Consider the following 23815-nt stretch of genomic DNA (forward strand, 5'->3'; position numbering starts at 1 on the left):
GCGGATTGATAAGCATTGCTCGGCTTCTTGTACAGGTGAAACTGTCAACATGGGGACAGCTCAGGAAAGCAGGACACCACTGACGAACTTCACTCCGGGATAAGCCAACGTCAATAAAAGGTAGCCCAAGAGGACCCAGCGGCCGGCTCGCTGCCCCCTGAGGCTGCTGTGTCTCTGTAAATGGATGACCACAGCGATCAGGGCAAAGGCCGCTAGCGAGAACAGCGTCTTGTGATTGGAATCCAGAAGGTACCCATTCCGGAAGTACTGCAGGGCCATACCACTCAGGATACTGATGCCAAGCACGACCTCACCGGCCAACAGCAGGCTTCTCTCCAGTCTCTCGCCGTCCGCCAGCGCCGGCAGCCGTTCAGAGAGATACCCTATCTGTTTTTTCTTGAGTGCTGTTTCCTGCAAGAGGACGCTCACGGCGGCAACAGCAGCCAGGGTGGCAAAGGCATAGGCAACCAGCGCGCCGGAGATGTGAACCAGCAGCCAGCTCTCGATCGTTGTTGGAGCAACAGCGCTTCCCTCGGTGTGCGTGATGAGAAGGGCAATGGCGGCGAGGCCGAGCAGATAAGGCAACAGAAGGACAGAAAGGCGCCTGGACTCTTCTCGCGCCAGGCTCAGCAGAAAGAAGACCAGAAGACTCGACGCAACCGAAACCCAGAGAGTAAAAGAAAATCCGCTGTCCCAGCCATCCGCGACACGAAAGACTAGGTAGGATGCCACGCCACCGAAGGCGACCAGCAACAGGAGGTGGAACAACAGGTCGCTCCCCCCCTCTCGTCGCCGGCATGACTGGACGGCTGCCGGCAAGAGAGACAGGAATGCAACTGAGGAAATCAGGGAGAGGCTCGACATGACCAGAATACATACATCATCTGACCGGCATTATGACAGCCTGCAAACTGCCCCGCAGACAAGAACTGGATAACCGGACATGCCCTCTGTTGTCGCCCTCGTTGTCGCAGCAGGCCGCGGCGAGCGGCTTTCCTCCGAAAGACCGAAACAATACCTGCCCCTGGGCGAACGCATGCTGCTGGCGCACAGCCTGCGCCGCTTTACGGAACATCCTGGCATCGATCACGTCCAGGTGGTTATCGATCCCTCGGATAGTGCACTGTATGAAAAGGCAGTGCAGGGGTTTGACCTGCTTCCATTTGTTGCCGGAGGCGAAACTCGCCAGGGCTCCGTACGCGCAGGCCTTGAAGCCCTCACCCACTTCCATCCGGATATCGTGCTCATACATGATGCGGCACGCCCCTTCGTTTCCAGTAACCTGATCGATCGGGTCCTGGACGGACTGGCACATACGGCGGGATGCATCCCTGTCGTGCCGATCACCGATACGCTCAAGCGGCTCTCGGCGAGACAAGAGGTGACCTCGGGGCCCGATCGCAACGGCCTTTCCGCGGCACAAACTCCTCAAGGGTTTCGTTTCGCGAGTATCCTGAATGCGCACCGCACGTGCGGAAACGACAGTTTGACCGATGATGCGGCTGTAGCCGAAACCGCGGGCCTGCCGGTGGCAGCTGTGGCGGGAGATCCGTACAATTTCAAGATTACGAGCAGGGACGACATGACACGAGCGGAAGCGATGATCCTGCCCCCCATGGAAACCCGGACAGGTTTCGGCTTCGATGTCCATCGGTTCGCACCTGGCCACAGTGTCACGCTTTGCGGCTGTTCCATTCCGCACAACGCCCAACTCTCGGGGTATTCCGACGCAGATGTCGGCCTGCATGCTTTGACGGATGCTCTCCTCGGTGCCTTGGGCGACGGGGACATCGGAACCCACTTTCCACCCGGCGACCCGCAGTGGCGGGATGCGGCATCGCATCAATTCCTGGAGGAAGCCCATCGGCGTGTGAAAGAGCGCGGCGGACGCTTGATCAACCTGGACCTGACCCTCATCTGTGAAGCTCCCAAAATCGGCCCTTACAGGGGCCAGATGATCGCCCGTCTGGCACGGATACTCGATATCCCGGAAGCACGTATCAGCATCAAGGCAACGACAACCGACAAACTGGGTTTCACCGGCCGCGACGAAGGCATCGCCGCCCAGGCCATTGCCACCATGACCCTGCCCGTGAATTCATGAAAGATGTGACGCCATCGCAAAACAGCTCAAAGGCCCGACTGGCGCACTGGCTGGCCCTTTGGTTCGGCAGCGGGCTGATTCGCCCAGCCCCCGGAACCTGGGGGTCTCTGGCGGCCCTGCCTCCTGCTGCTGCCCTCGCGTGGCTGTTTGGATGGCCAGGCCTTCTGGTGGGAATCGCTGTACTGTTTCCCGTCGGCCTCTGGGCAATCGGGAGCTACATGCAGGCTGCCGGTGAGCACGATCCGAAGGAAGTGGTTATCGACGAGGTGGCCGGACAATGGCTTGCTCTCTTGCCCGTCGCCACTCTATGGGAACTCTATCCGGCAGCTTTTCTGTTGTTCCGCTTCTTCGACATCGTCAAGCCCTGGCCGGCAAGTTGGGCCGACCGCCGGTTGGCGGGTCCCCTGGGCGTCATGATGGATGACCTCTTCGCAGGGGGCTACAGCCTTATCATCTGTCTGGGCATCACACTGCTTTTGGGATAATCATCCATGTTCAACAACGATCTGATGAAGGCTGCGGCCGAGCTTCTCGAGCACTGTCGTGGTCGATCGATTCGACTTGCCACCGCCGAATCCTGTACGGGCGGTCTGCTCGGCGGTCTTCTCACAGAAGCGGCCGGAGCTTCGGACGTCATTGATTGCGGTTTCATTGTCTATTCCGATCAGGCCAAGACAGAGCTGCTGGACGTCTCTTCCGAACTGCTGGAGAGACATGGCGCTGTCAGCAGCGAAACGGCTATAGCAATGGCTGAGGGTGCGCTTGCGCGCTGTCCGGATGCCCAGATCGCACTGTCCATTACCGGTGTGGCGGGACCAGGGGGCGGCAGTCCCGACAAGCCTGTGGGCCTCGTGCACTTCGCACTCGCCCAAAATGGGACGAGGTCCGAAGCAGAGCATGAGATCTTTTCCGGAGATCGCCATTCGGTTCGCCAGTCCAGCTTGAAGAAGGCCCTGAGCATGATGCAGGCGGCTGTTCTCAGATGAGCCAGAAAGTTTCCCTTGAGCTTTACAGGGTCAAGCTGACAGACGTCCTGCTGCTGTTGATCGTCATCCTCGCCAGCGTGCGCTTTCTCATGCCCTGGCTGATGAGTGTCTTCTTTCAGGGATTCAGGGCTCTGCCGGAATCGAACGGACCGCAGCTTCAACTCGTGCTCGTCGCCTTCCTGCTGCAATCCGTGATCATTCTGACAGCGCTCCTGCTTGTTGTCGTGATGAGACGTGGATTGTCCCTGCAAAGCCTGGGACTGGTTCGAACAGAGCAGAAATGGGTACTGCGGGGCATCCTGCTCGCAATTGCCGCAATCCCGGCAGTTGCCGTGGTCAACATTGTGGTGAGCAGCCTTAGGGGAGCGCCGCTCGAAAACCCTCAGATCGATCTTCTCAACCCGGGCAGTCTCTCCGCCGGACCCGTTCTACTGACCCTCTTCGCGGCAGGACTGGTCGCCCCTGTCGTCGAGGAAGTCGTCTTTCGCGGATTTTTCTATGGCTGGCTGAAGACTCGATTCGGCCTCCCCTTGTCCATGGCCGTCAGCGCTGGCCTCTTCTCGTTGCTCCACGGGATCGCCATCCTGATTCCAGCCCTTTTCGTCGTTGGGCTCATGCTGTCCTGGGTCTACGAGAAAAGCGGATCTCTCTGGCCTGCCATCGTCATGCACAGTGCCTTCAACACAATTATGCTGGGATTGCTTTACACTGCCCTTTTCGGGGCAAGCGCCTGAGCAGCCGGTTCAGCCGTAGAGTTCCTTTGCCCGTGCTTCGAAAGAGGCAACCATTCGGCGGACGGCTTCATTGAACAATGGCTGCATGACCCGCTGGAGCAGCTTGGAACGAAACTCGAAATCGACATAGAAGTCGATCAGGCAGCCCTCCTCGTCCGCCAGGAAGCTCCAGTGATTGTTCAGATAGCGGAAAGGCCCTTCAACGTAACTGACGTCGATTCTAAGGTTTTCGGGATCTTCATCATGCAGTTCCACGCGACTGGTGAATCGCTCGCGCAGCATCTTGAAGCCGATAACAAGGTCGGCAAGAATGATGTTGCCTTCATGTGACTTGATGCGAGCCGCCAAACACCAGGGCAGGAACTCCGGGTAGCGCTTCACATCCGCCACGAGGTCGTAGAGTTGGCGCGGTGTATAAGGCAGTTTCCTCTTCTCGGCATGAACGGGCATGAAGGGATGATCCGAAGGTTTGTCGAGAAAATCAGATTAGGGGTGCCAGTGCCGCAGGTTGCCTAGCAAACTCCACCTGCGCAACAAAGCACAAAAGCTTATCCCCTTCGGAAAAGACTCAGGCCGAAAGCGCCAGTCGCTCTTCCCGCGCCTTTCGCAGGCGTTGGAAATCCTCATCGGCATGATAGGAACTGCGGGTCAGCGGGGACGCAGAAACGACGAGGAAGTCCTTGTTATAGGCACGCCGTTCGTACTCGCTGAACTCGTCGGGTGTCACGAACCGGTCGATGGGATGGTGCTTCGCCGTAGGCTGCAGGTACTGGCCGATGGTCAGGAAATCCACGTCGGCAGAACGGAGGTCATCCATGACCTGGAACACTTCCTCGCGCCCTTCGCCCAGGCCCACCATGATCCCGGACTTGGTGAAGATGGTGGGATCGATCTGCTTCACCTTGTCCAGCAGACGGATCGAGTGGAAATAGCGTGCACCTGGCCGAACCTCGGTATAAAGCCGGGGAACAGTTTCCAGGTTGTGATTGAAGACATCCGGCTTGGCGGCGACGACAACTTCCAGGGCATCATCCTTGCGGCGGAAATCGGGTGTCAGAATCTCGATCGTCGTGCCCGGAGAAGCTTCGCGAATGGCCTGGATCGTTTCGGCAAAGTGCTGGGCACCGCCGTCCTCAAGGTCATCCCGGTCGACGGACGTGATCACAACGTGTTCCAGCCCCAGCTTCTTGACGGCAGCCGCAACGTTGGTGGGTTCAAAGGGATTCAGGTTGCCCGGCTTTCCGGTCGCAATGTTGCAGAAACTGCAGGCGCGGGTGCAGATGTCGCCCATGATCATCATGGTGGCATGCTTCTTGGCCCAGCATTCACCGATGTTGGGGCAAGCCGCCTCCTCACAGACCGTGGAAAGGTTGTGATCACGCACGATCTGGCGCGTCTCGTGGTAGGTACGTGAAGTCGGCGCCTTGACGCGCAACCACTCCGGCTTGCGGCGCTGGACCGGATTGTCTGGCTTGTGCGCCTTTTCGGGATGGCGCTCGCGAGGTTTGGTTTCGAGTTCAGACATAATTCTAGAAGTGGATCACACGTCCGTAAGCGTCAAGCACACTCTCGTGCATCATTTCGGACAGGGTCGGATGCGGGAAGATGCTGTGCATCAGTTCCTGTTCGGTGGTTTCCAGGTTCATGGCGACCACATAGCCCTGTATCAGCTCGGTTACCTCTGCGCCAACCATATGCGCCCCGAGCAACTGCCCCGTCTTCGCATCGAAGACGGTCTTCACCATACCTTCTGTCTCTCCCATGGCAATGGCTTTCCCGTTGCCGATGAAAGGGAAATGACCAACCTGCACCTCGTGCCCGGCCTCTTTCGCCTGGGCTTCTGTCAGGCCGACACTGGCGATTTGCGGCTGGCAATAGGTGCAACCGGGAATCAGGTTCTTGTCAATCGGATGCGGATCGTGACCGGCGAGCCGCTCGACACAGACCACGCCCTCGTGGCTGGCCTTGTGCGCCAGCATGGGTGGTCCGGCCACGTCGCCAATGGCGTAGACCCCCGGTTCCCCGGTGGCGCCATAGGCATCCGCCTGGATCAGCCCGCGATCGGTCTTCACCTTGGTCTTGTCGAGACCGAGATTTTCAATGTTGCCCTGGACGCCGGCGGCAGAGATGACGCGCTCGACCTTGATCTGTTGCGTTTTGCCGTTCGAGTCCTCGACGCTGCAGGTTACATCGTTCTTGCCCTTCTTGACCTCGCTCACTTTCGCGTCGGTCATGATCTTGATACCCTGTTGTTCGAATTGCTTGCGGGCAAAGGCTGCGATCTCCTGGTCCTCGACAGGCAGGATTTGCGGAAGAATCTCGACCACAGTCACCTCCGCTCCCATCGAGCGATAGAAGCTGGCGAACTCTATGCCAATGGCACCAGAGCCGATGACCAGAAGGGATTTCGGCATTGTTTCGGGAACCATGGCCTCGAAATAGGTCCATATCAGCTTCTTGTCGGGTTCAATGCCCGGCAAGACCCGAGGGCGCGCTCCGGTCGCCAGGATGATATGCTTGGCTTGGTAGTCTCCGACCTTCTTGCCGTCCTTGCTGACGGAAATCTTTCCACCGCCTTCCAGGTGTCCCTCTCCGTTGATCACTGTCACCTTGTTCTTCTTCAGCAGATGACCGACACCGCTGTTCAGCTGCTTGGAGACATCGCGGGAGCGCTTGACGATCTTGGAGATATCGAAACCGACCTTGTCGGCCGAAAGTCCGAAATCCGCCGCGTGGTTCATGTGTCCGTAGAGCTCGGAAGTTCGCAGCAGAGCCTTGGTGGGGATACATCCCCAGTTCAGGCAGATTCCGCCCAGGTTCTCCCGCTCGACCACGGCGGCCTTCATGCCCAGTTGGGCGGCACGGATGGCCGCGACGTAGCCTCCGGGGCCTGTGCCAATGACAATCAGATCGAATGAGTTTTCCGCCACGGCTTCTTCCTTTCCGCCCTTACAGCAGCATGGTCATGGGATCTTCGATGAGCTTCTTGAAGGCGGCCAGGAATTCCGCCCCCACGGCCCCGTCGACCGCACGATGGTCCACGGAGAGCGTGCAGCTCATGACAGTGGCGATCGCAAGGGCGCCATCCTTGACCACCGGGCGCTGCTCACCAGCCCCTACGGCCAGGATGCACCCCTGCGGTGGATTGATGACAGCATCGAAGTGCTTGACCCCGTACATGCCCAGGTTGGAGACCGAGAAGGTTCCGCCCTGATAATCCTCGGGCTTCAGCTTGTTGTCTCGTGCCTTCTGGGCCAGTTCCTTTGCCTCGCGGGCAATCGTGGACAGACCCTTTGCCTGGGCATTCTTGATGATCGGCGTGATCAGGCCGGCCGGCGTTGCCACCGCCATGGAGATGTCGGCATGGTCAAAATACAGCATGCCGGACTCGTCATAAGAGGCATTGGCCGCCGGCACCTTCTGCAGCGCCAGGGCCACGGCGCGGATAATGAAGTCGTTGACCGAGATCTTGCCCTCCTCGGCCTTCTCGTTGAGCTCCTTGCGGGTCTTCAGCAGGGCGTCCAATTCGCAGTCGATCGTCAGGTAGAAGTGCGGGACGGTCTGCTTCGATTCCGTCAGGCGGCGCGCAATCGTCTTGCGCATGCCCGACAAGGGCTCCTGGTGATAGGACAGTCCGAACATGTCGGCCTGCTCCTTGGGGCTTGGCCCCGTTGCCGCTGCGGCGGCAGGCGCTGGGGCCGGGGCAGCCGCTGCAGCCGGAGCCGCCTCGGGCTTGCCGACGCCGCTCTCGATCGCCTTCTCGATATCCGCCTTGACGATCCGTCCGTTGGGACCGGAGCCGCTCAGCTGCGCGAGGTCGAGTCCGGCCTGTTCGGCCATACGGCGTGCCAGCGGACTGGCAAAGATCCGCCCGCCCTTGTCGTCGGATTTCCCGGCGGGAGCCTTCTTCTCGGCCGAGGCTTCGGAGGCCTTCTGCTCAGCCTTGTCACCTTCGGCCTTTTTGCCCGAGGGCTCCTGAGGCTTGGCCTCTACCTGCTGCTTGTCCGCGGCCGGTGCCTCGCCACCTCCCTGTTGTGCCTTATTGACGGCCTCCTCGAGAGCCGATTGGTTTTCCCCCTCCTCGAGCAGGATGGCGATCACCTCGTTCACGGCCACGTTTTCGGTCCCGTCCGACACCAGGATCTTGCCCAGTGTGCCCTCGTCGACCGCCTCGACCTCCATGGTCGCCTTGTCCGTCTCGATCTCGGCAAGCACGTCCCCCGCCGAAACCTCATCGCCTTCCTGCTTGTGCCACTTGGCTAGCGTGCCTTCCGTCATCGTCGGCGAAAGCGCCGGCATTAGTATGTTTGTCGGCATTTCCTGGTCTTCCCTTCCGGCCCGTTTTCAGCGATAGCATACGCCCTTGGCCGCATCGAAGATCGATCCGGACTGCGGCAGGGCCAATTTCTCGAGATTGGCTGCATAGGGCAGCGGTACATCCACACCGGTCACGCGCACCACCGGCGCATCCAGCCAGTCGAAGGCCTCTTCCATCATGATTGCGGCCATCTCCGATCCTATTCCGGCCACAGGCCAGCCCTCCTCGGCGGAGACGATCCGGTTGGTCTTTTGAACCGACTTGACGATGGTTTGGGTATCCAGCGGGCGCAGGCTGCGCAGGTCGATCACCTCAGCTTCCAGGCCCTCCTCTTCGGAGAGTCGTTCCGCAGCTTCAAGTGCTCGGCTCACCATGATCGAGAACGCAACAATGGTCACATCGCTGCCCTCACGCACCACCTTGGCCTTGCCGATGGGGACCGTCCAGTTATCACTCTTCGGCACCTCGAAGGACTGGCCATAGAGAATCTCGTTCTCCAGAAAGACCACTGGGTTGGGATCGCGGATGGCTGACTTGAGCAGCCCCTTGGCATCCCCCGCTGACCAGGGGGAGACGACCTTGAGTCCCGGAATGTGGGCGTACCAGCTGGCATAGCATTGAGAATGCTGGGCCGCGACCCGGGAGGCTGCCCCGTTGGGGCCGCGGAACACCACGGGATTCTCGATCTGCCCGCCCGACATGTAGAGGGTCTTTGCGGCAGAATTGATGATCTGGTCCATCGCCTGCATGGCAAAGTTGAAGGTCATGAACTCGATGACGGGACGCAGGCCATACATGGCCGCTCCGACGCCAAGGCCAGTGAAACCGTGCTCGGTGATCGGTGTATCGATGACACGCTTCGGCCCGAATTCGGCCAGAAGGTTCTGGGTTACCTTGTAGGCGCCCTCGTATTCGGCAATCTCCTCACCCATGAGGAAGACACGTTCATCTTGCCGCATTTCCTCAGCCATGGCATCGCGCAGAGCTTCGCGAACCGTCTGCTTCTCGGTTGGACCGTCCCATTCGGGTTCGGCTGGCGTGCTGTCTTCCTGTTTCGGCTGGGCGGGTGCCTTTGGCGAGGCGTCTTCTTCGCCGACGCCTTGGTCCTCATCATCCCCCGTCTTTTCGGCAGCCGTCTCCTGCTTGCCTGACGCGGCTTTCTCGAGCGCGGATGCATCTTCGCCCTCCTCCAGGAGAAGGGCGATCACCTCGTTGACCGACACATTGTCGGTATCGTCCGGCACCAGGATCTTTCCAAGCGTTCCCTCCTCGACCGCTTCGACCTCCATGGTGGCCTTGTCGGTTTCGATCTCGGCCAGGACATCACCGGCGGAGACCTCGTCACCTTCTTTCTTCAACCACTTTGCCAGCTTGCCTTCCGTCATTGTGGGGGAAAGGGCTGGCATCAGAATCTCGATGGGCATGTTATCGCTCCGGGAGTGCTGTCCGGCCGCAGACAGCGGCCGCATTCTTGTTCATTCAGCCGCTGCAACTTCTGTATAGACGTCCGTCCAGAGTTCGGAGGGATCGGGTTCTTCACTGTTCTGGGCAAACTCGGCCGCCTCCCCGATGACCTCCTTGACCTTCTTGTCGATCTCCTTGAGATCGCCTTCCGAAACGACCTCTTGCTCAAGCATGACAGCGCGCAGACGCTCGATCGGATCCTGCTCCGTGCGCATCCGCTGCACTTCTTCCTTTGAGCGGTATTTCGCCGGATCGGACATGGAGTGACCGCGATAGCGATAGGTCAGCATCTCCATGATATAGGGCCCTTTTCCGGAACGGACGTGTTCGAGCACCTTGTCGCTGGCGGCTTTGACCGCAAGCACATCCATGCCGTCCACCTGTACACCGGGGATGCCGTAGGACTGGCCGCGGTTGTAAAGCTCCGTGGATTTTGCCGAGGAGCGTTCGATGGACGTGCCCATTCCGTACTTGTTGTTTTCGACCACATAGACGACGGGAATCTTCCAGAGAGCCGCCATGTTGAAGGACTCGTAGACCTGTCCCTGATTGAGCGCGCCGTCGCCAAGATAGGTCACGCAAACGCCGTCTTCGCCCATGTGGTTCATGGCAAACCCGATGCCCGTCCCGATCGGAACCTGGGCACCGACAATCCCGTGTCCGCCGTAGAATTTCCTGTTGCGGCTGAACATGTGCATGGAACCGCCCTTGCCCTTGGAATAGCCGGTACGGCGGCCGGTAAGCTCGGCCATCACGCCCTTGGGATCCATTCCTGTGGCAAGCATGTGGCCGTGATCTCGATAGGACGTGACCACGGCGTCACTGGGAGTCTGTGCTGCCTGCATACCGACCACGACGGCTTCCTGACCGATGTAGAGGTGGCAAAAGCCGCCGATCAGCCCCATGCCGTACATCTGCCCCGCCTTTTCCTCGAAACGGCGCACCAGAAGCATTTCCTCATACAGCTTAAGCAGGGTCTCCTTGCTTTCTTTCTTGGCAAGGTCCGCCTGACGTGTCACGCCGCCCTTCTGAGAGCTGCGGGAAGCCGTTGATTTTTTCCTGGGAGACTTGCTTTGGGTACTCTTGGCAGTCTTATTGGTGGTCGTCTTGCTGGCTGAACCGGAGGAAGAAGCGGACGCCGTTGACTTGCGCCCCTGAGATGCGCGGGTGGCCATGTGCGTTTCCCCTATGATCGCCCTAGTCAGGGTCAGTGATTGTAGCCTCTTACAATCAAGGTAGGGATAAAGCGACCCTGAGGCAAGTTATTCATCAATGTATTGAAAAACAAAGAAATAATGCGTATTAACCAAAAAATGGTTAATTTACACCATTACCTGCATTCTCTCGTGGCAGGTATATAACAACTTCATCCTCGCGAAGGTAGTTCAGCACCTTCCGCGCCCGTTCTTCCAGCATGTCGCGATCAAGACTGCCCGGCTTCAGCAGCGAAACCTTGTGCTCCCAGGCGCTCCTCTTTTCAGAAAGCTCCTCCGCAACGGCCTCTGTTTCCTCCAGCTGTTGTGTCAGCTGAAGATAGGCCAGCAGTCCGCGATCTCCCTGAATGGCATGGAAAACGAAATAGGCAACGACGCAGGCGGCAAGCACCTGAGGCGCCACCTGGCGTATGCGATCGCGTATTTCATTCAGAACGGCCATGTGCTGATCGAATCACGCATCGAATCGGCCGTCAAAAGGAAAATGCGCAGCATTCTATTTCCTACAGAGGCCTGTGGCGGAAAAGACTCAATGCTCCCTCAGGATCGGGCCACACGAGCGGAAATAATCCGCTGGAAGAGGCAGTCGTCCTGAAGGCAGTCAGCGGAAGACGCTCCTGCCGGGATAGCGGGCCTGGCGGCCGAGTTCCTCCTCGATGCGGATCAACTGGTTGTATTTTGCCAGTCGATCCGAACGGGACAGAGACCCCGTCTTGATCTGTCCGCAATTCGTTGCCACAGCCAGATCGGCAATGATCGCATCCTCCGTTTCCCCCGAGCGATGCGACATCACGGCTCCGAAGCTGTTGCGCAACGCCGTCTCCACGCAATCCAGCGTTTCTGTGAGGGTGCCGATCTGGTTCACTTTCACCAGAATGGCATTGCCTGCGTGTGTGTCGATACCCTCGCGAAGGCGCTTGGTATTCGTCACGAAGAGATCATCGCCGACCAGTTGGACCTTCTGCCCGATCTGCTCCGTCAACTGGGTCCAGCCTGCCCAGTCATCTTCTGCCATGCCGTCTTCTATGGAAAGGATGGGATAGGCCTCCACCAATTCCTTGAGGTATTCCACCATCTCCGGCGCACCGAGCCGCCGTCCCTCGCCGGCGAGATTGTAGCCGCCCTTCTCGAAGAACTCGCTCGCGGCGCAATCCAGGGCCAGAACCACATCCTCGCCCGGCTTGTAGCCGGCCTGCTCGATGGACGACGTGATGAAATCCAGTGCCTCGCGGCTGGAACGCAGTCCGGGCGCAAAGCCACCTTCATCGCCCACGTTGGTATTATGACCGGCCCGCTTCAGTGCCGCTTTGAGAGCCTGGAACACCTCGGCGCCGATGCGCACAGCCTCGGCAATCCCCGACGCCCCGACCGGGGCAATCATGAACTCCTGGAAATCGATAGGATTGTCGGCATGCGCGCCACCGTTCACGATGTTCATCAGCGGGACCGGCAGGTTCGAGGCATAGACGCCTCCCAGGTAACGGTAGAGCGGCAGCCCGCTCTCTTCCGCAGCGGCCTTGGCGGTTGCCAGGGACACCCCGAGAATGGCATTGGCGCCCAAGCGTCCCTTATTCTCGGTTCCATCCAGCGCAATCATTGTCCGGTCGATTTCGCCCTGGTTCATGGCGTCCCGCCCGGACAGCGCATCGAAGATCTCGTGATTGACCGAATTGACAGCTGTCAGAACCCCCTTGCCCAGATAGCGAGCCTTGTCGCCGTCACGCAGCTCGACCGCTTCATGCGCACCAGTCGAAGCCCCGGAGGGAACGGCAGCGCGGCCGAATGCACCGCTGTCCAGCAACACATCGACCTCGACAGTGGGGGTTCCGCGTGAATCCAGGATTTCCCGGGCTCGAATATCGGTGATGGCGCTCATGGTCTTCCTCTGGATGGGTTGCAGGTCTGTGGTGGAACGATGGGCCAGTGTGATTTCCCGTCAAGCTATCTTGGCAGGTGCCTGCTTGGCCAATCTGTCAAAGGCGACAAGCGTTTCCAGCAAATTGCGGAAATCTTTCAGATGGACCATGTTGGGTCCATCGCTGGGCGCATTGTCCGGATCCTGGTGTACTTCCATGAAGACTGTGGAAACCCCGACGGCAACGGCCGCGCGGGCGAGAACGGGGACGAATTCGCGCTGCCCCCCAGATGTTCCGCCCTGCCCGCCTGGTTGCTGAACCGAGTGCGTCGCATCAAAGACGATCGGGCAACCGGTTTGCGCCGCCATGATGGGCAGGCTCCGCATATCCGAAACCAGGGTATTGTAGCCGAAGGAAACCCCTCGTTCGGTCAGCAGCACGCGGCTGTTACCACTGGCACGGATTTTTTCGGCCACATTGCGCATGTCCCACGGAGCAAGGAATTGCCCTTTCTTCACGTTGATCGCGCATCCCGTCTCGGCTGCAGCTACCAGCAAATCCGTCTGGCGGCAGAGGAAAGCAGGAATCTGCAGCACATCAACCACTTCGCCGACCGGTGCACATTGCGTGGCATCGTGAACGTCGGTCAGAACCGGACAGCCATGCGTTTCACGGACTTCCGCAAGGATCGGCAGGCCTTCGGCCATGCCGATACCGCGATTGGACTTGAGACTGGTCCGATTGGCCTTGTCGAAGGAGGATTTGTAGATAAGTCCCACCCCAACGGCATCCGTGATCTCCTTGAGAGCCTGGCTCATTTCAAGAGCGTGCTCTCGGCTTTCCATGGCACAGGGGCCGGCAATGATGTTGAGAGGACGATCGTTGGCGATATTCAGGTCGGCGATGGAAACGGTAACGGGCTCACTCATATCGCTAGGTCCTTTCCGCCTACATGAGGCGAGATTGCTCGACGGCCGCCCGAATAAAGGACATGAAGAGCGGATGCGGCTCGAAGGGCTTCGATTTCAGTTCCGGATGAAACTGAACCCCGATAAACCAAGGATGGCTCGGCAGTTCAACGATTTCGGGCAGACTGCCATCAGGCGACAGTCCGGAAAAGAGCAACCCGGTCTGCTCCAGGGCCTCGCGGTGGTACACATTCACCTCGTAGCGATGCCTGTGGCGCTCGCTGATCTGCTGCAGGCCATAGATTCTCTCGACCTTGCTGCCTTCCAGCAGAACCGCCGGATAAGCCCCCAGTCGCATCGTCCCGCCGAGATCCCCGGAAGCTGTCCGCGTTTCCACCTCGTTGCCACGCAGCCATTCCGTTAGCAGCCCGACAATCGCGGGATCGGCCACACCGAACTCGCTTGAACCGGCCTGCGGCATGTCGGCCATGTTGCGAGCCGATTCAATGACGGCCATCTGCATGCCCAGGCAAATCCCGAAATACGGCACCTTGTGTTCCCTGGCAAAGCGCGCAGCCTCGATCTTGCCCTGCGTACCGCGTTCCCCGAAACCGCCGGGAACCAGGATTCCGTTGACGTCCTCCAGTTCATGGAGGCGATCGGGGTTCTCGAAAATCTCTGCATCCAGCCATTTGATACGAACCCGGACCCGGTTCGCGATCCCACCGTGAATCAGAGCTTCGTTCAGAGACTTGTAGGCATCAATCAGGCTTGTGTACTTACCCACAACGCCAATCGCCACCTCACCGTCGGGATGACGTACCGTGTCCGTGATCCGGTCCCAGATGGAAAGCTCGGGTTCCGCGTCATCCAATCCAAAATGGCGGCAGACGACCGTATCCATGCCTTCTTCGTGATAGGCACGCGGCACGGCATAGATCGTGTCCACGTCCAGCGCCTGGATCACCGCCTCTTTTCGCAGATTGCAGAAGAGCGCCAGCTTACGGCGCGCATCCTGGTCGATCTCGTGTTCCGAACGGCACACGAGGATATCGGGCTGGATCCCGACAGCCTGCAGTTCCTTTACGGAATGCTGGCTGGGCTTGGTTTTCAACTCGCCAGCCGAGGCGATGTAAGGCACCAGCGTCAGATGCATGTAGAGCGTGCTTGCCGGCCCCAGTTCATTTCCCAGCTGGCGTATGGCCTCCAGAAAGGGCAGGCTTTCGATATCGCCTACGGTCCCGCCGATCTCGCAGATGATGAAATCCTCATCCTCGATATCACCGCGGATGAACTCCTTGATCTCGTCGGTAACGTGGGGAATGACCTGAACCGTGGCACCGAGATAATCGCCACGCCGTTCCTTGGCCAGGATACGGGAATAGATCTGCCCGGTGGTCACGTTGTCACTGCGTCGCGAAGCCACGCCGGTAAAGCGCTCGTAGTGACCGAGGTCCAGATCGGTCTCGGCCCCGTCATCGGTTACATAGACCTCGCCGTGCTGATAGGGACTCATCGTCCCCGGATCGACATTGAGATAGGGATCAAGTTTACGCAGCCGAACCTTGTAGCCGCGTGCCTGGAGCAATGCACCAAGCGAAGCCGAGGCCAGACCTTTGCCGAGGGATGAAACCACGCCGCCGGTGATGAATATAAACCGCGTCATGGGCCTTTACTATCTTCGCAATCGTCCCCTACGGCAAGGGCATATTGTGCACCTCCGCCACGGGATACGATCTCTGTCATTGTACAGATGACACGCCGAAATCGCCGCGTCAGATGGCATGCCCCGCACCCATGCGGCCAGGGCCCGGGCTACTGTATCGGGACACTCGGGTCCGAAGACTCGCCACTTTCGTCAGCAGCTGGCTGACTGCCGCTCTCATCTTCCGGTGCCGCCTCACCGCCATCCTGAAGTACCGGTGTGTCGGATTGTTCGCCCATGTCATCGAGAATCGAGGTGGGCTGTGTCTGTGTTCCCGCCAGAATGCTCAGCGAAATGCTGGTCGCCATGAAGCAGACAGCCAGGATGGCTGTCGTTCGGCTGAGGAAATTGGCGGTGCCACGGCCGGTCATGAAGCCGCCCATGCCGCCACTGCCTCCGCCGCTGCCGCCTCCGATACCCAGTCCGCCGCCCTCGCTCTTCTGGAGCAGGACGACGCCAATCAGGGACAGCACGATCAGGAGGTGTACGATCAACAGAATCTGCATCATGACGGAAATGGGTCCATCAACTTGTGAAGCGGGTGTGAGTCATTAAGGCTGCTTGCGCAGCTATGTAACCTGTCAGGCCGGATGTTTCTAGGGACAAGATATGGCGATCGCCCAAAAATCCTCTGCCTTCAGGCTTGCCCCGCCAATCAGGGCTCCGTCCACCTCGTCCTCGGCAAGCAGGCTTGCCGACGTCTCGGGCTTTACCGACCCTCCGTAAAGCAGGCGCGCTTCCCGTGCAAGCTCAGCGCCGAAACGCTCCTCGAGGAAACTGCGCACACTTGCATGTGCCTCCCGAACATCCTCGTTCTTCGCCGATTTTCCGGTGCCAATGGCCCAGACCGGCTCATAGGCAATCACCAGGGATGTCGCCTCGCCACTTTTCAGCTCCGGAAGACTGCCCGAAAGCTGCCGCCGCAGAACCTCCTGAGTCTTTCCGGCCTCGCGCTCGTCTTCGGTCTCGCCGATGCAAAGGATCGGGGTCAATCCCGCATCCAGGGCCGCCTGGGCCTTGGCCTGGACCAGGGAATCGTCTTCGCGGTGGTTCTGCCGGCGCTCGGAATGCCCCACGATTACATACGCGCAACCCAGATCCGCCAGCATCGGTGCGCTGATATCCCCGGTGTGCGCACCGGAAGCCGCCGGATGGCAGTCCTGGGCCCCCAGAGAAACACCCGTGCCTCCGAGCATGGGGCGTATCTGCGCCAGCAGGGTGAAGGGCGGGCAGATCAGAAGCTCGCAGCTCTCCGCGTCCTCGCTGCCGTGTTCCATGGCACGCAGCCTGCGTTCCACGATGGCTTCGGTCAGGCGAAGTCCCTCCTCGCTCAAGCCATTCATCTTCCAGTTTCCTGCAATCAGCTTACGCCTCATCACGATTCCCCTTTTATCCGTTGTGGGTTATCTAGCATGACGTTCCTTCAATCTCTAGAACACGGATATGATATTGCTCCATAGCCACACCCTTTCTAAGATGCCGCGCCATTGTCGGGGTCTCGTTCCCGGCAGCTGAACTCTCCTATCTGGCCGAACTGGAATCCTTATTCATGGGTAAACTGCGAGGCATCGTTGCCAAGGTCTTTTTTTTCGCGCTTCTTGGGCTGCTGATTCTCAGCTTCGCACTCTGGGGCGTCGGGGACATCTTCCGCGGACAGCAGGAACCGGACAATGTCGCCGAAGTCGGAGAACGTGAAATCTCCAGCAATGCATACCGCCAGGCCTTCATGGAAGCGTACAACCGTCAACGCCAGATGCTTGGGGAGGATTTCTCGATCGAAATGGCCCGGCAAATCGGCCTTGACCGCCAAGTGCTCGAACAACTGATCGCAGACCAGCTGCTGCTCCAGCACGCCAATCGCATGGGCATGGTCGTGACCGAGGAACAGATACGGCAAGTTCTCGTCTCCACCCCAGCCTTCCAGGACAGCGAAGGACAGTTTGATCGTGCACGCTTCCAGCAACTGCTGCGCAGCAATCAGATGAGCGAACAGCAACTGATCAATTCCCTGCGCCAGGACATCCCGGTCAACCAGATCACCGCAGCCCTCGCAGCACCGCTTCAGGTTCCTGATGCCCTCAGCGAACAGATCCGCCAGTATCGCGAAGAACGTCGGATAGCCGAGTATCTCGTGATTCCACGCTCCTCAGTTGAGGGGGTCGAGACACCCGATGAGGCAACGCTGCGCAGTTTCTACGAAGAACACCAGGACACCTTCATGGCTCCTGAATACCGCAGGGTTTCCTACATCCACCTTTCTCCTGACGATGTCCGGGATTCGGTCGGCATCAGTGAGGAACGGCTGCGCGAGGAGTATGAGGCGCGCCGTAAGGAACTGAGTGTCCCCGAGGAACGGCAGGTGGAACAGGGACTGTTTGATAGCAGGGAAGAAGCGCAGGCCGCGTACGAGGATATCCGCAACGGCGGCGACTTCACTGAAGTCATAGAGGACACCAGCGGCGAAGCGCCTATAGAACTTGGTTTCGTGCGGCAGGGGGATCTGCCTGAGAGCCTTGCCGAGAATGTCTTCTCTCTGGAGGAAGGCGGGGTCACGGAGCCGCTCGAGAGCTCTTTCGGCTGGCATGTGATCCGCGTGAATGAAATCCAGGAAGGAGAGGAACCCTCTTTCGAAGCCGCGCGCGAGCAGATCCGGAATGAGCTTGTCGAATACGAGGCTGTCGAAGCCACCGTCAGCCTGGCCAACGAACTGGACGATCTGCTTGCGAGTGGAGCTCCCCTAGAAGAGGCCGCACAGGAAATGAATCTCGAGCTGCAGACCATCGAAGCTATCGATTCCGAAGGCCGCAATCGCGAAGGGCAGCAGATCGAGGGGCTCCCCGATCGGGAGCACTTCCTATCCGAGACCTTCAGTCTTTCCGAAGGCCAGGAAAGCCTGCTGATCGAAACCTCGGAAGGAGATAGCTACTTCGTACTGCAGGTGGACGCCGTCGAAGAACCGGCCCCCCGCCCTTTCGAGGAGGTTCGTTCCGAGGTGCGAGAACTCTGGGAGCGTGAACAACGCGAGGCGCAAGCCAATGAAACCGCTGAAGACATTCTCTCTCGCGCAAAAAACGGTAAGAGTCTCGCAGCCATTGCCGAGGAGGAAGACTTGACGCTTCGGCAGACGGAACCGCTCCTGCGCTCCGCCGAAGAACCCTCCCGAGAGCTGGTTTCCCAGATGTTCGGCATGGAAACAGACGAGGCCGCCATCAGCCAGGGTCCCCGGGGACCGATCATAGCACGCCTTACGGAAATTGTTCCCGCGGACGCCCCGACAGGTAATGAAAGCGCCCAGAGCGAACTGCAGAACGAGCTCGAACAGTCCCTGCGCAACGATTTGGAGACCATGTTCCGGCACGGTCTGGAAAGTGAATATCAAGTCACCATTCACGAAGACCGGCTTGAACGCGCTACTCCTGCCTTTTGATCCGTAAAGGAAGATCGCTCCATGCAGATTCATCCTGCGTTCGAGACATTCAGGGACCACTTGGAAGCCGAAACGCCGCAACTCGTCTGGACGACCCTGGTCACGGATCTTGAAACTCCTGTTTCAGCCTTTCTGAAGCTGGCAGAAACCCTGCCCTATTCCTTCCTGTTCGAATCCGTGGAAGGCGGCTCCACAATCGGCCGCTATTCCTTCATTACTCTGAAGCCCGATCTAATCTGGCGAGCGCGCAGGGGTTCGTCAGAGATCAACCGTACGGCCCGTGTCGACCCGGAAGCCTTCGAGAGGGAAACAGGCAATCCGCTGGAAAACCTGAAGCGGCTCGTGCGGGAATGCGAAGTGGACCTGCCCGAGCACCTTCCTCCCATGGCCACCAGCCTGATCGGCTATGTCGGCTACGACATGGTGCGCTATATGGAGAAGTTGCCGGACGAAAACCCGGACAGCCTAGGCTTGCCGGAATCCATCTTCGTGCGGCCGACGGTCACGGCCGTATTCGATCGCGTGGAGGATGTCGTAACCATACTGACTCCGGTGTGGCCAAACGAGGAACTCGATGCGGAACAGGCCTACGACAAGGCGATCCAGCGATTGCAGGCCATCCTGGAGGACTTCGACCAACAACTCCCTCGGAAGCCGGAACAGACGGACCTGCCGGAGGTCACGCTGGAAGTCGATTCCAATATCCCTAAGGAACGCTATCTGCAGATGGTGGAACAGGCGCGCGAGTACATCGCGGCCGGGGACATCTATCAGGTGGTCCTGGGACAACGCTTCTCCGTTCCCTTCGACCTCCCTTCTTTCTCGCTCTATAGGGCACTGCGAAGGCTCAATCCTTCACCCTTCCTTTTCTACCTCAATTTCGGGGATTTCTCACTTGTCGGCTCATCGCCGGAAATCCTGGTGCGCTTACGCAATGGCACGGTCACGATTCGCCCCCTCGCCGGCACCCGCAAGCGTGGCAGCACGCCCTCGGAGGACCGAGCACTGGCCGAGGAATTGCTGAACGATCCCAAGGAACGCGCTGAACATCTCATGCTGCTGGACCTGGGACGGAATGATGTGGGGCGTGTATCTAGGATCGGAACGGTCAAGGTGACAGAACAGTTCACGATAGAGCACTACAGTCACGTCATGCATATCTCATCGAACGTCGAGGGCGAAATTGCGCCCCAGTACGATGCGATCGACGCCCTCATGGCGGGGTTCCCAGCGGGGACCGTCTCCGGTGCTCCCAAGGTACGGGCTATGGAGATCATCGAGGAACTGGAATCCGATCGGCGTGGTTTCTATGCCGGAGCCATCGGGTATTTCGGGGCCAAGGGTTCAATGGATACCTGCATTGCCTTGCGGACCGCCCTCGTCAAGGACGGACGCATGTACGTTCAGGCCGGAGCCGGTGTCGTGATCGACAGCGACCCGGAATCCGAGTATCAAGAATGCCGGAACAAGGCACGCGCCCTGATCCGTGCGGCCGAGGAAGCCCTGCGCTTTGCACGGAGAAACTGACTCCGTACTATCCTGTATTGCCCCCTGCGGGGTGTGCGCTATATGACTATGCAATGACTGTGACGCTACAATCTCCGCCTCTGACAGAGAACGAAGACGGTCAGACCCGCCAAGTGGGTATCGAACTGGAGTTCAGCAGTCTCTCCTCGCAGCAATCCGCCGAGTTGATTCGAAAGCGCTTCGGCGGAGAGATCATCAGTCATGATCCGCATCACTACGAGGTACGAGATACGCAACTGGGCAGTTTCGACTGCAAGCTTGACGTTCGATACGCTCATCCCTCGGAAGACAAGGAGGAAACGGCAAAACGCCTGTTGAGCGGATGGGTCGAGGAAGAAAAGCTGAACAACCTGCTGCGCCGTACCGAATCCTTCATCGGAGATCTCAGTCAGGGCTGGGTGCCCACTGAAATCGTCGGTCCGCCTATACCTTATCCGCAGATCCCACTTATCGATGAGTTGGTCGGCGATCTGATTGCAGAAGGTGCGGAAGGTACGGAAAGCTCATGGGCTTACGCCTTTGGCGTTCAATTGAATCCCGAAGTTGCAGCCAAGGATGCTGACTATCTTCTACGGCATCTTCAGGCCTATTGCCTTCTGTCTGACTGGTTGCGCGAGTCCATCAATATTGACGTGACCCGTCGCATCCTGCCCTTCATTGATCGCTTTCCGCTCTCCTATACCAAACTGATTCTGCAGAAGTCCTATCGTCCCACTCGCGAACAGCTCATAGACGATTACCTGCAGTATAACCCGACACGAAACCGGGAACTGGATATGCTCCCCCTCTTCCGTCATCTCGACGAGACAAGGGTCATTAGCCAGATCACCAGTTCCCTGATCAAGGCACGCCCCACTTTCCATTATCGCCTGCCGAACGCCTCCTTCAACAAACCCGGATGGAGCCTGGCAGGTGAATGGAACCGCTGGCTGAAGGTAGAAAAACTTGCCCATGCAAAGGACCGACTTTCGGAAATGGCTGCAGCCTTCCTGCAGAATCAAAGCAAGGTCTTCCACGGAAACTGGGCCCGGATGTCGGCTCAGTGGGTGGAGCCGTGAGCTGACGTGAGAAAACCGCGCATAGCCGTTACCAGTTCGCGCCGACGAGCACTGTTCACAGCCAATCTGAATCGCCTGGCGCTTTGGCGCGCGGGGGCCTCTTCTGTGCGTCTTTATCCCGGCAAGAGCTGTGATCCGGAGCAGCTCGACGGCCTTCTGATCGGCGGCGGGGATGACATCGACGTGCGTCTGTACGATCATGACCTGATCCTGGAAACACGCATCGATCCGGAGCGCGATCGCATGGAGATCGAGCTCCTCGAATATGCGCTGAAGCGTAACCTGCCCGTCTTCGGGATTTGTCGGGGCGCGCAGATATTGAACGTTTTCCTGGGCGGCAACCTCATCCAGGACATCTACCAGAAGTATGAAGGCCTGCGCCGACAGAGCACGACATTGCCTAAGAAGTGGATCGACATCCATAAGGACAGCAGATTGGCGGCAATCCTTGAACAGGATCGTTGTCGCGTTAACTCGTTGCATCATCAGGCAATAGACCAGCTGGGCCGAGGCCTGACCACTGTTGCCAAGGACGAAGCGCGTATCATCCAGGCTGTCGAGAAGAAGGACGCACCTTTCCTGGTTGCCGTCCAATGGCATCCGGAACTGCTTGTCTTTGACGGATCGCAACAGAATCTCTTTCGCAGCTTCGTCGCCGCAGCTCGTGAGTATCAGCAGGACCGCCTTTCCAAGTGACCGAGAAGTCGAGGACATACCGTGAACCAGTGCTGGTCTGGTTCTACCGCCACCGAGGTTGGATCAAGAAGGGAGCCACGGCACTTCTGCTGATCAGCGGCCTCGCCGTGTATTTCATGTCCGGCCTCCAGGAAAAACTCAGCCTGGACTTCTTCGTGGAGCATCTGGAACGGCTGCAAGGCTTCACGGCCGAGCATCCCCTGAAGTCCGGCGTTTTCTATCTTGTCTTCCTCACGTTGATCACCGCCTTCAATGTTCCGGCCGTGGCCGTTATTACCGTAATCAGCGGTGCCGTATTCCCGATATGGCAGGCCGCCCTTTTCTCGTCCATCGGACCAACCCTCGGCGGCTTGTTGCCCTATTGGGCCGCGCGCTACACCTTTCGGGACAGTTTCTCCAGAATTGCCGGCACGAGGGCGCAGGCTCTGGAAGGAGCCTTTCGCGACAACGCGCTGCTCTACATGATGGTGCTTCGGCTGTTGCCGGTCATGCCAGTCTGGCTCGTCAATATCATAGCCGGTCTTCTTGATGTCAGGTGGAAAGTCTATGTGTTCGGAACCGCCATCGGCGGCTTCCCCTGCACCCTTGTCTGGGTCGTCCTGGGCGACGGCATTGGCAAGACGCTCGAGCAGGGAGAGAGCATAACGCCGGCAGCCCTGCTGGAACCCAAGATCGTTGCCGCTTTGACGACGCTCTCCCTACTGGCTTTGGGGGCTGCGCTTTTCCGGCAGTTCCGCGGGCGTCTCCGCTAGCCGGGCAATCCGTTCCTGATACTCACGCACAATGTCGCTCACAGGGACCAGCGTGAAACCACGCTCCTTCAGGTCCGACTGCCATTCCGACAACACCTCCAGGGTCACATCATGAGGATGGGCAATGCCCACCGCGCTTCCGCGCTTGCGCGCGATGTCCTCGAGATGGGCAAGCTGGGCTTCGATGAATTCGCGACTCTGCTCGTGGTCCAGGAAAACGTCGCGTCCAATCGAGGGAACCCCCAGCTCGCGCGCCACGTCCAAGGCCACCGTCTCTGCTGATGTCCGGGAATCCACGAACAGCAACCCACGCTCTTTCACCTCCGCAAGAACCTGCTTCATGGCATCCCGATTGGCCGTAAGGCGGCTGCCCATATGATTGTTGACGCCGACGTATTCACCGAAGCGCTCAAGGGCCCAGACAAGATCCTGCTGTCGCTCTTCATAAGCCTGTTCCGAGAGAAGAGTGCGGGGACCCGAATCGATTTCCCCGTTCATCGGCTCCATGGGCAGGTGCAGCATGATCTCATGGCCGCGCGCCCGGGAATCCGAGATGAGTTTCTCAACATTCTCTGCATAGCTGAGATACGCAAGGGTGAACGGCGGAGGCAGCTCAGCCGCTCTCCGGGCGGCGGACCTGTTCAGCCCCATGTCGTCTATGATGACGGCAATCCGCGGTGTTCCGTCGGGGAAATCCGCAGCAGCGCCATAGAGACGCCAGGGCGCCTCTTCCTTGTTTCTCTCGGTCAGGATCTCGGGTGGCTGCAGAACTTCGGGCCTTGAAGATTCTCGAGGCTGCGGAAGCGGCCAGGTGCCTGCCAACTCGGCCTTCCCCTCCACAGGAGCAAGCGAGGTCTGCTGTACCACTCCCTCGGCATCCTCCTGGTTGGCATCCTCCATGCCTGAGAAACCTATGGCGACAGCCAGCCCCAGGGTCAGCAGGATACCCAAAGAAAAGACGGCAAGACGCTTACCCTGCATACTGGCGATATCTCCGTTGTCAGGCGTGTTTTGACAGGAATGCGTTCAACGTTACTCCTGCCTTCGGTGTCGGGTAAAGTCTCTC

Annotated in this window: 23 protein-coding genes; 9 read left to right on the forward strand and 14 right to left on the reverse strand. The window is 58.9% G+C overall.

The window, feature by feature from the left end; genetic code table 11:
* Positions 1-60: 60 nt before the first annotated feature.
* Complete coding sequence (gene ccsA / locus ACFOW6_RS07620; RefSeq protein WP_382421739.1) at positions 61-768, reverse strand: cytochrome c biogenesis protein CcsA; 708 nt, start codon at positions 766-768, stop codon at positions 61-63.
* Between the two features lie 175 nt (positions 769-943).
* Between ccsA and ACFOW6_RS07625 the strand changes: the two genes are divergently transcribed.
* Genes ACFOW6_RS07625 through ACFOW6_RS07640 form a run of 4 tightly spaced genes read left to right on the forward strand, consistent with a single transcriptional unit; the run spans position 944 to position 3824 of the window.
* Positions 944-2104, forward strand: coding sequence for a bifunctional 2-C-methyl-D-erythritol 4-phosphate cytidylyltransferase/2-C-methyl-D-erythritol 2,4-cyclodiphosphate synthase (locus ACFOW6_RS07625; protein ID WP_382421740.1), 1161 nt, complete (start codon positions 944-946; stop codon positions 2102-2104).
* Complete coding sequence (locus ACFOW6_RS07630) at positions 2101-2589, forward strand: phosphatidylglycerophosphatase A family protein (protein WP_382421741.1); 489 nt, start codon at positions 2101-2103, stop codon at positions 2587-2589. The genes ACFOW6_RS07625 and ACFOW6_RS07630 overlap by 4 nt, the downstream gene beginning before the upstream one ends.
* A gap of 6 nt (positions 2590-2595) precedes the next feature.
* Positions 2596-3090 (forward strand): CinA family protein, encoded by a 495-nt coding sequence (locus ACFOW6_RS07635; RefSeq protein ID WP_382421742.1) that lies wholly within the window; start codon positions 2596-2598, stop codon positions 3088-3090.
* A complete protein-coding gene (locus ACFOW6_RS07640; RefSeq protein ID WP_382421743.1) occupies positions 3087-3824 on the forward strand; it encodes a CPBP family intramembrane glutamic endopeptidase in 738 nt (245 codons plus the stop codon). Before ACFOW6_RS07635 ends, ACFOW6_RS07640 begins: the two co-directional genes overlap by 4 nt.
* A 9-nt stretch (positions 3825-3833) precedes the next feature.
* Here the strand turns inward: ACFOW6_RS07640 and ACFOW6_RS07645 are convergent, their stop codons facing one another.
* The 12 genes from ACFOW6_RS07645 to tpiA form a co-directional block, all read right to left on the reverse strand.
* On the reverse strand, positions 3834-4274 hold the full coding sequence (locus ACFOW6_RS07645; RefSeq protein ID WP_382421744.1) for a type II toxin-antitoxin system RatA family toxin: 441 nt from the start codon (positions 4272-4274) through the stop codon (positions 3834-3836).
* Between the two features lie 118 nt (positions 4275-4392).
* The gene (gene lipA, locus ACFOW6_RS07650; protein WP_382421745.1) at positions 4393-5349 is read right to left on the reverse strand and encodes a lipoyl synthase; all 957 of its coding nucleotides are present in this window, start codon (positions 5347-5349) and stop codon (positions 4393-4395) included.
* A 4-nt stretch (positions 5350-5353) separates the two neighbouring features.
* On the reverse strand, positions 5354-6754 hold the full coding sequence (gene lpdA, locus ACFOW6_RS07655; protein ID WP_382421746.1) for a dihydrolipoyl dehydrogenase: 1401 nt from the start codon (positions 6752-6754) through the stop codon (positions 5354-5356).
* Between the two features lie 19 nt (positions 6755-6773).
* Complete coding sequence (locus tag ACFOW6_RS07660) at positions 6774-8141, reverse strand: pyruvate dehydrogenase complex dihydrolipoamide acetyltransferase (protein ID WP_382421747.1); 1368 nt, start codon at positions 8139-8141, stop codon at positions 6774-6776.
* 27 nt (positions 8142-8168) lie between these two features.
* Positions 8169-9566 (reverse strand): pyruvate dehydrogenase complex E1 component subunit beta, encoded by a 1398-nt coding sequence (locus ACFOW6_RS07665; protein ID WP_382421748.1) that lies wholly within the window; start codon positions 9564-9566, stop codon positions 8169-8171.
* Between the two features lie 51 nt (positions 9567-9617).
* Positions 9618-10625 carry a pyruvate dehydrogenase (acetyl-transferring) E1 component subunit alpha gene (gene pdhA / locus ACFOW6_RS07670; protein WP_382421749.1) on the reverse strand — a complete coding sequence of 336 codons (1008 nt, stop codon included), beginning with the start codon at positions 10623-10625 and terminating at the stop codon, positions 9618-9620.
* Between the two features lie 298 nt (positions 10626-10923).
* The gene (locus ACFOW6_RS07675) at positions 10924-11262 is read right to left on the reverse strand and encodes an FtsB family cell division protein (RefSeq protein ID WP_382421750.1); all 339 of its coding nucleotides are present in this window, start codon (positions 11260-11262) and stop codon (positions 10924-10926) included.
* Between the two features lie 159 nt (positions 11263-11421).
* On the reverse strand, positions 11422-12696 hold the full coding sequence (eno, locus tag ACFOW6_RS07680; RefSeq protein ID WP_382421751.1) for a phosphopyruvate hydratase: 1275 nt from the start codon (positions 12694-12696) through the stop codon (positions 11422-11424).
* 60 nt (positions 12697-12756) lie between these two features.
* Positions 12757-13605 carry a 3-deoxy-8-phosphooctulonate synthase gene (kdsA, locus tag ACFOW6_RS07685; protein WP_382421752.1) on the reverse strand — a complete coding sequence of 283 codons (849 nt, stop codon included), beginning with the start codon at positions 13603-13605 and terminating at the stop codon, positions 12757-12759.
* A 19-nt stretch (positions 13606-13624) separates the two neighbouring features.
* Positions 13625-15250 (reverse strand): CTP synthase, encoded by a 1626-nt coding sequence (locus ACFOW6_RS07690; protein WP_382421753.1) that lies wholly within the window; start codon positions 15248-15250, stop codon positions 13625-13627.
* 149 nt (positions 15251-15399) lie between these two features.
* Entirely contained in the window at positions 15400-15798 is a 399-nt protein-coding gene (gene secG, locus ACFOW6_RS07695; protein ID WP_382421754.1) for a preprotein translocase subunit SecG, read from the reverse strand.
* A gap of 87 nt (positions 15799-15885) precedes the next feature.
* Entirely contained in the window at positions 15886-16665 is a 780-nt protein-coding gene (gene tpiA / locus ACFOW6_RS07700) for a triose-phosphate isomerase (RefSeq protein WP_382421755.1), read from the reverse strand.
* A gap of 173 nt (positions 16666-16838) precedes the next feature.
* Here tpiA and ACFOW6_RS07705 point away from each other — a divergent pair, with 173 nt between their 5' ends.
* From ACFOW6_RS07705 to ACFOW6_RS07725, 5 genes are read left to right on the forward strand one after another with little or no spacing between them, the layout of a single operon-like run.
* The gene (locus tag ACFOW6_RS07705) at positions 16839-18716 is read left to right on the forward strand and encodes a SurA N-terminal domain-containing protein (RefSeq protein ID WP_382421756.1); all 1878 of its coding nucleotides are present in this window, start codon (positions 16839-16841) and stop codon (positions 18714-18716) included.
* A gap of 21 nt (positions 18717-18737) precedes the next feature.
* Positions 18738-20243, forward strand: a complete 1506-nt coding sequence (gene trpE / locus ACFOW6_RS07710) for an anthranilate synthase component I (protein WP_382421757.1) — start codon at positions 18738-18740, stop codon at positions 20241-20243.
* 53 nt (positions 20244-20296) lie between these two features.
* A complete protein-coding gene (locus ACFOW6_RS07715) occupies positions 20297-21301 on the forward strand; it encodes an amidoligase family protein (protein WP_382421758.1) in 1005 nt (334 codons plus the stop codon).
* A 6-nt stretch (positions 21302-21307) separates the two neighbouring features.
* Positions 21308-21997 (forward strand): gamma-glutamyl-gamma-aminobutyrate hydrolase family protein, encoded by a 690-nt coding sequence (locus ACFOW6_RS07720; RefSeq protein ID WP_382421759.1) that lies wholly within the window; start codon positions 21308-21310, stop codon positions 21995-21997.
* Entirely contained in the window at positions 21994-22749 is a 756-nt protein-coding gene (locus ACFOW6_RS07725; RefSeq protein WP_382421760.1) for a TVP38/TMEM64 family protein, read from the forward strand. Before ACFOW6_RS07720 ends, ACFOW6_RS07725 begins: the two co-directional genes overlap by 4 nt.
* Here the strand turns inward: ACFOW6_RS07725 and ACFOW6_RS07730 are convergent.
* Positions 22696-23730 carry a divergent polysaccharide deacetylase family protein gene (locus ACFOW6_RS07730; RefSeq protein ID WP_382421761.1) on the reverse strand — a complete coding sequence of 345 codons (1035 nt, stop codon included), beginning with the start codon at positions 23728-23730 and terminating at the stop codon, positions 22696-22698. The genes ACFOW6_RS07725 and ACFOW6_RS07730 overlap by 54 nt on opposite strands.
* Positions 23731-23815 lie beyond the last annotated feature (85 nt).

The sequence above is a fragment of the Fodinicurvata halophila genome (genome assembly GCF_042651425.1).
Taxonomy (GTDB): domain Bacteria; phylum Pseudomonadota; class Alphaproteobacteria; order Kiloniellales; family DSM-21159; genus Fodinicurvata; species Fodinicurvata halophila.

Bases quoted from the DNA above. Each gene is read 5' to 3' on its own strand.
- ACFOW6_RS07625 (WP_382421740.1), top strand. From the start codon at position 944: ATGCCCTCTGTTGTCGCCCTCGTTGTCGCAGCAGGCCGCGGCGAGCGG.
- ACFOW6_RS07630 (WP_382421741.1), top strand. From the start codon at position 2,101: ATGAAAGATGTGACGCCATCGCAAAACAGCTCAAAGGCCCGACTGGCG.
- ACFOW6_RS07635 (WP_382421742.1), top strand. From the start codon at position 2,596: ATGTTCAACAACGATCTGATGAAGGCTGCGGCCGAGCTTCTCGAGCAC.
- ACFOW6_RS07640 (WP_382421743.1), top strand. From the start codon at position 3,087: ATGAGCCAGAAAGTTTCCCTTGAGCTTTACAGGGTCAAGCTGACAGAC.
- ACFOW6_RS07645 (WP_382421744.1), bottom strand. From the start codon at position 4,274: ATGCCCGTTCATGCCGAGAAGAGGAAACTGCCTTATACACCGCGCCAA.
- lipA (WP_382421745.1), bottom strand. From the start codon at position 5,349: ATGTCTGAACTCGAAACCAAACCTCGCGAGCGCCATCCCGAAAAGGCG.
- ACFOW6_RS07660 (WP_382421747.1), bottom strand. From the start codon at position 8,141: ATGCCGACAAACATACTAATGCCGGCGCTTTCGCCGACGATGACGGAA.
- ACFOW6_RS07665 (WP_382421748.1), bottom strand. From the start codon at position 9,566: ATGCCCATCGAGATTCTGATGCCAGCCCTTTCCCCCACAATGACGGAA.
- ACFOW6_RS07675 (WP_382421750.1), bottom strand. From the start codon at position 11,262: ATGGCCGTTCTGAATGAAATACGCGATCGCATACGCCAGGTGGCGCCT.
- eno (WP_382421751.1), bottom strand. From the start codon at position 12,696: ATGAGCGCCATCACCGATATTCGAGCCCGGGAAATCCTGGATTCACGC.
- kdsA (WP_382421752.1), bottom strand. From the start codon at position 13,605: ATGAGTGAGCCCGTTACCGTTTCCATCGCCGACCTGAATATCGCCAAC.
- ACFOW6_RS07690 (WP_382421753.1), bottom strand. From the start codon at position 15,250: ATGACGCGGTTTATATTCATCACCGGCGGCGTGGTTTCATCCCTCGGC.
- secG (WP_382421754.1), bottom strand. From the start codon at position 15,798: ATGATGCAGATTCTGTTGATCGTACACCTCCTGATCGTGCTGTCCCTG.
- tpiA (WP_382421755.1), bottom strand. From the start codon at position 16,665: ATGAGGCGTAAGCTGATTGCAGGAAACTGGAAGATGAATGGCTTGAGC.
- ACFOW6_RS07705 (WP_382421756.1), top strand. From the start codon at position 16,839: ATGGGTAAACTGCGAGGCATCGTTGCCAAGGTCTTTTTTTTCGCGCTT.
- trpE (WP_382421757.1), top strand. From the start codon at position 18,738: ATGCAGATTCATCCTGCGTTCGAGACATTCAGGGACCACTTGGAAGCC.
- ACFOW6_RS07715 (WP_382421758.1), top strand. From the start codon at position 20,297: ATGACTGTGACGCTACAATCTCCGCCTCTGACAGAGAACGAAGACGGT.
- ACFOW6_RS07730 (WP_382421761.1), bottom strand. From the start codon at position 23,730: ATGCAGGGTAAGCGTCTTGCCGTCTTTTCTTTGGGTATCCTGCTGACC.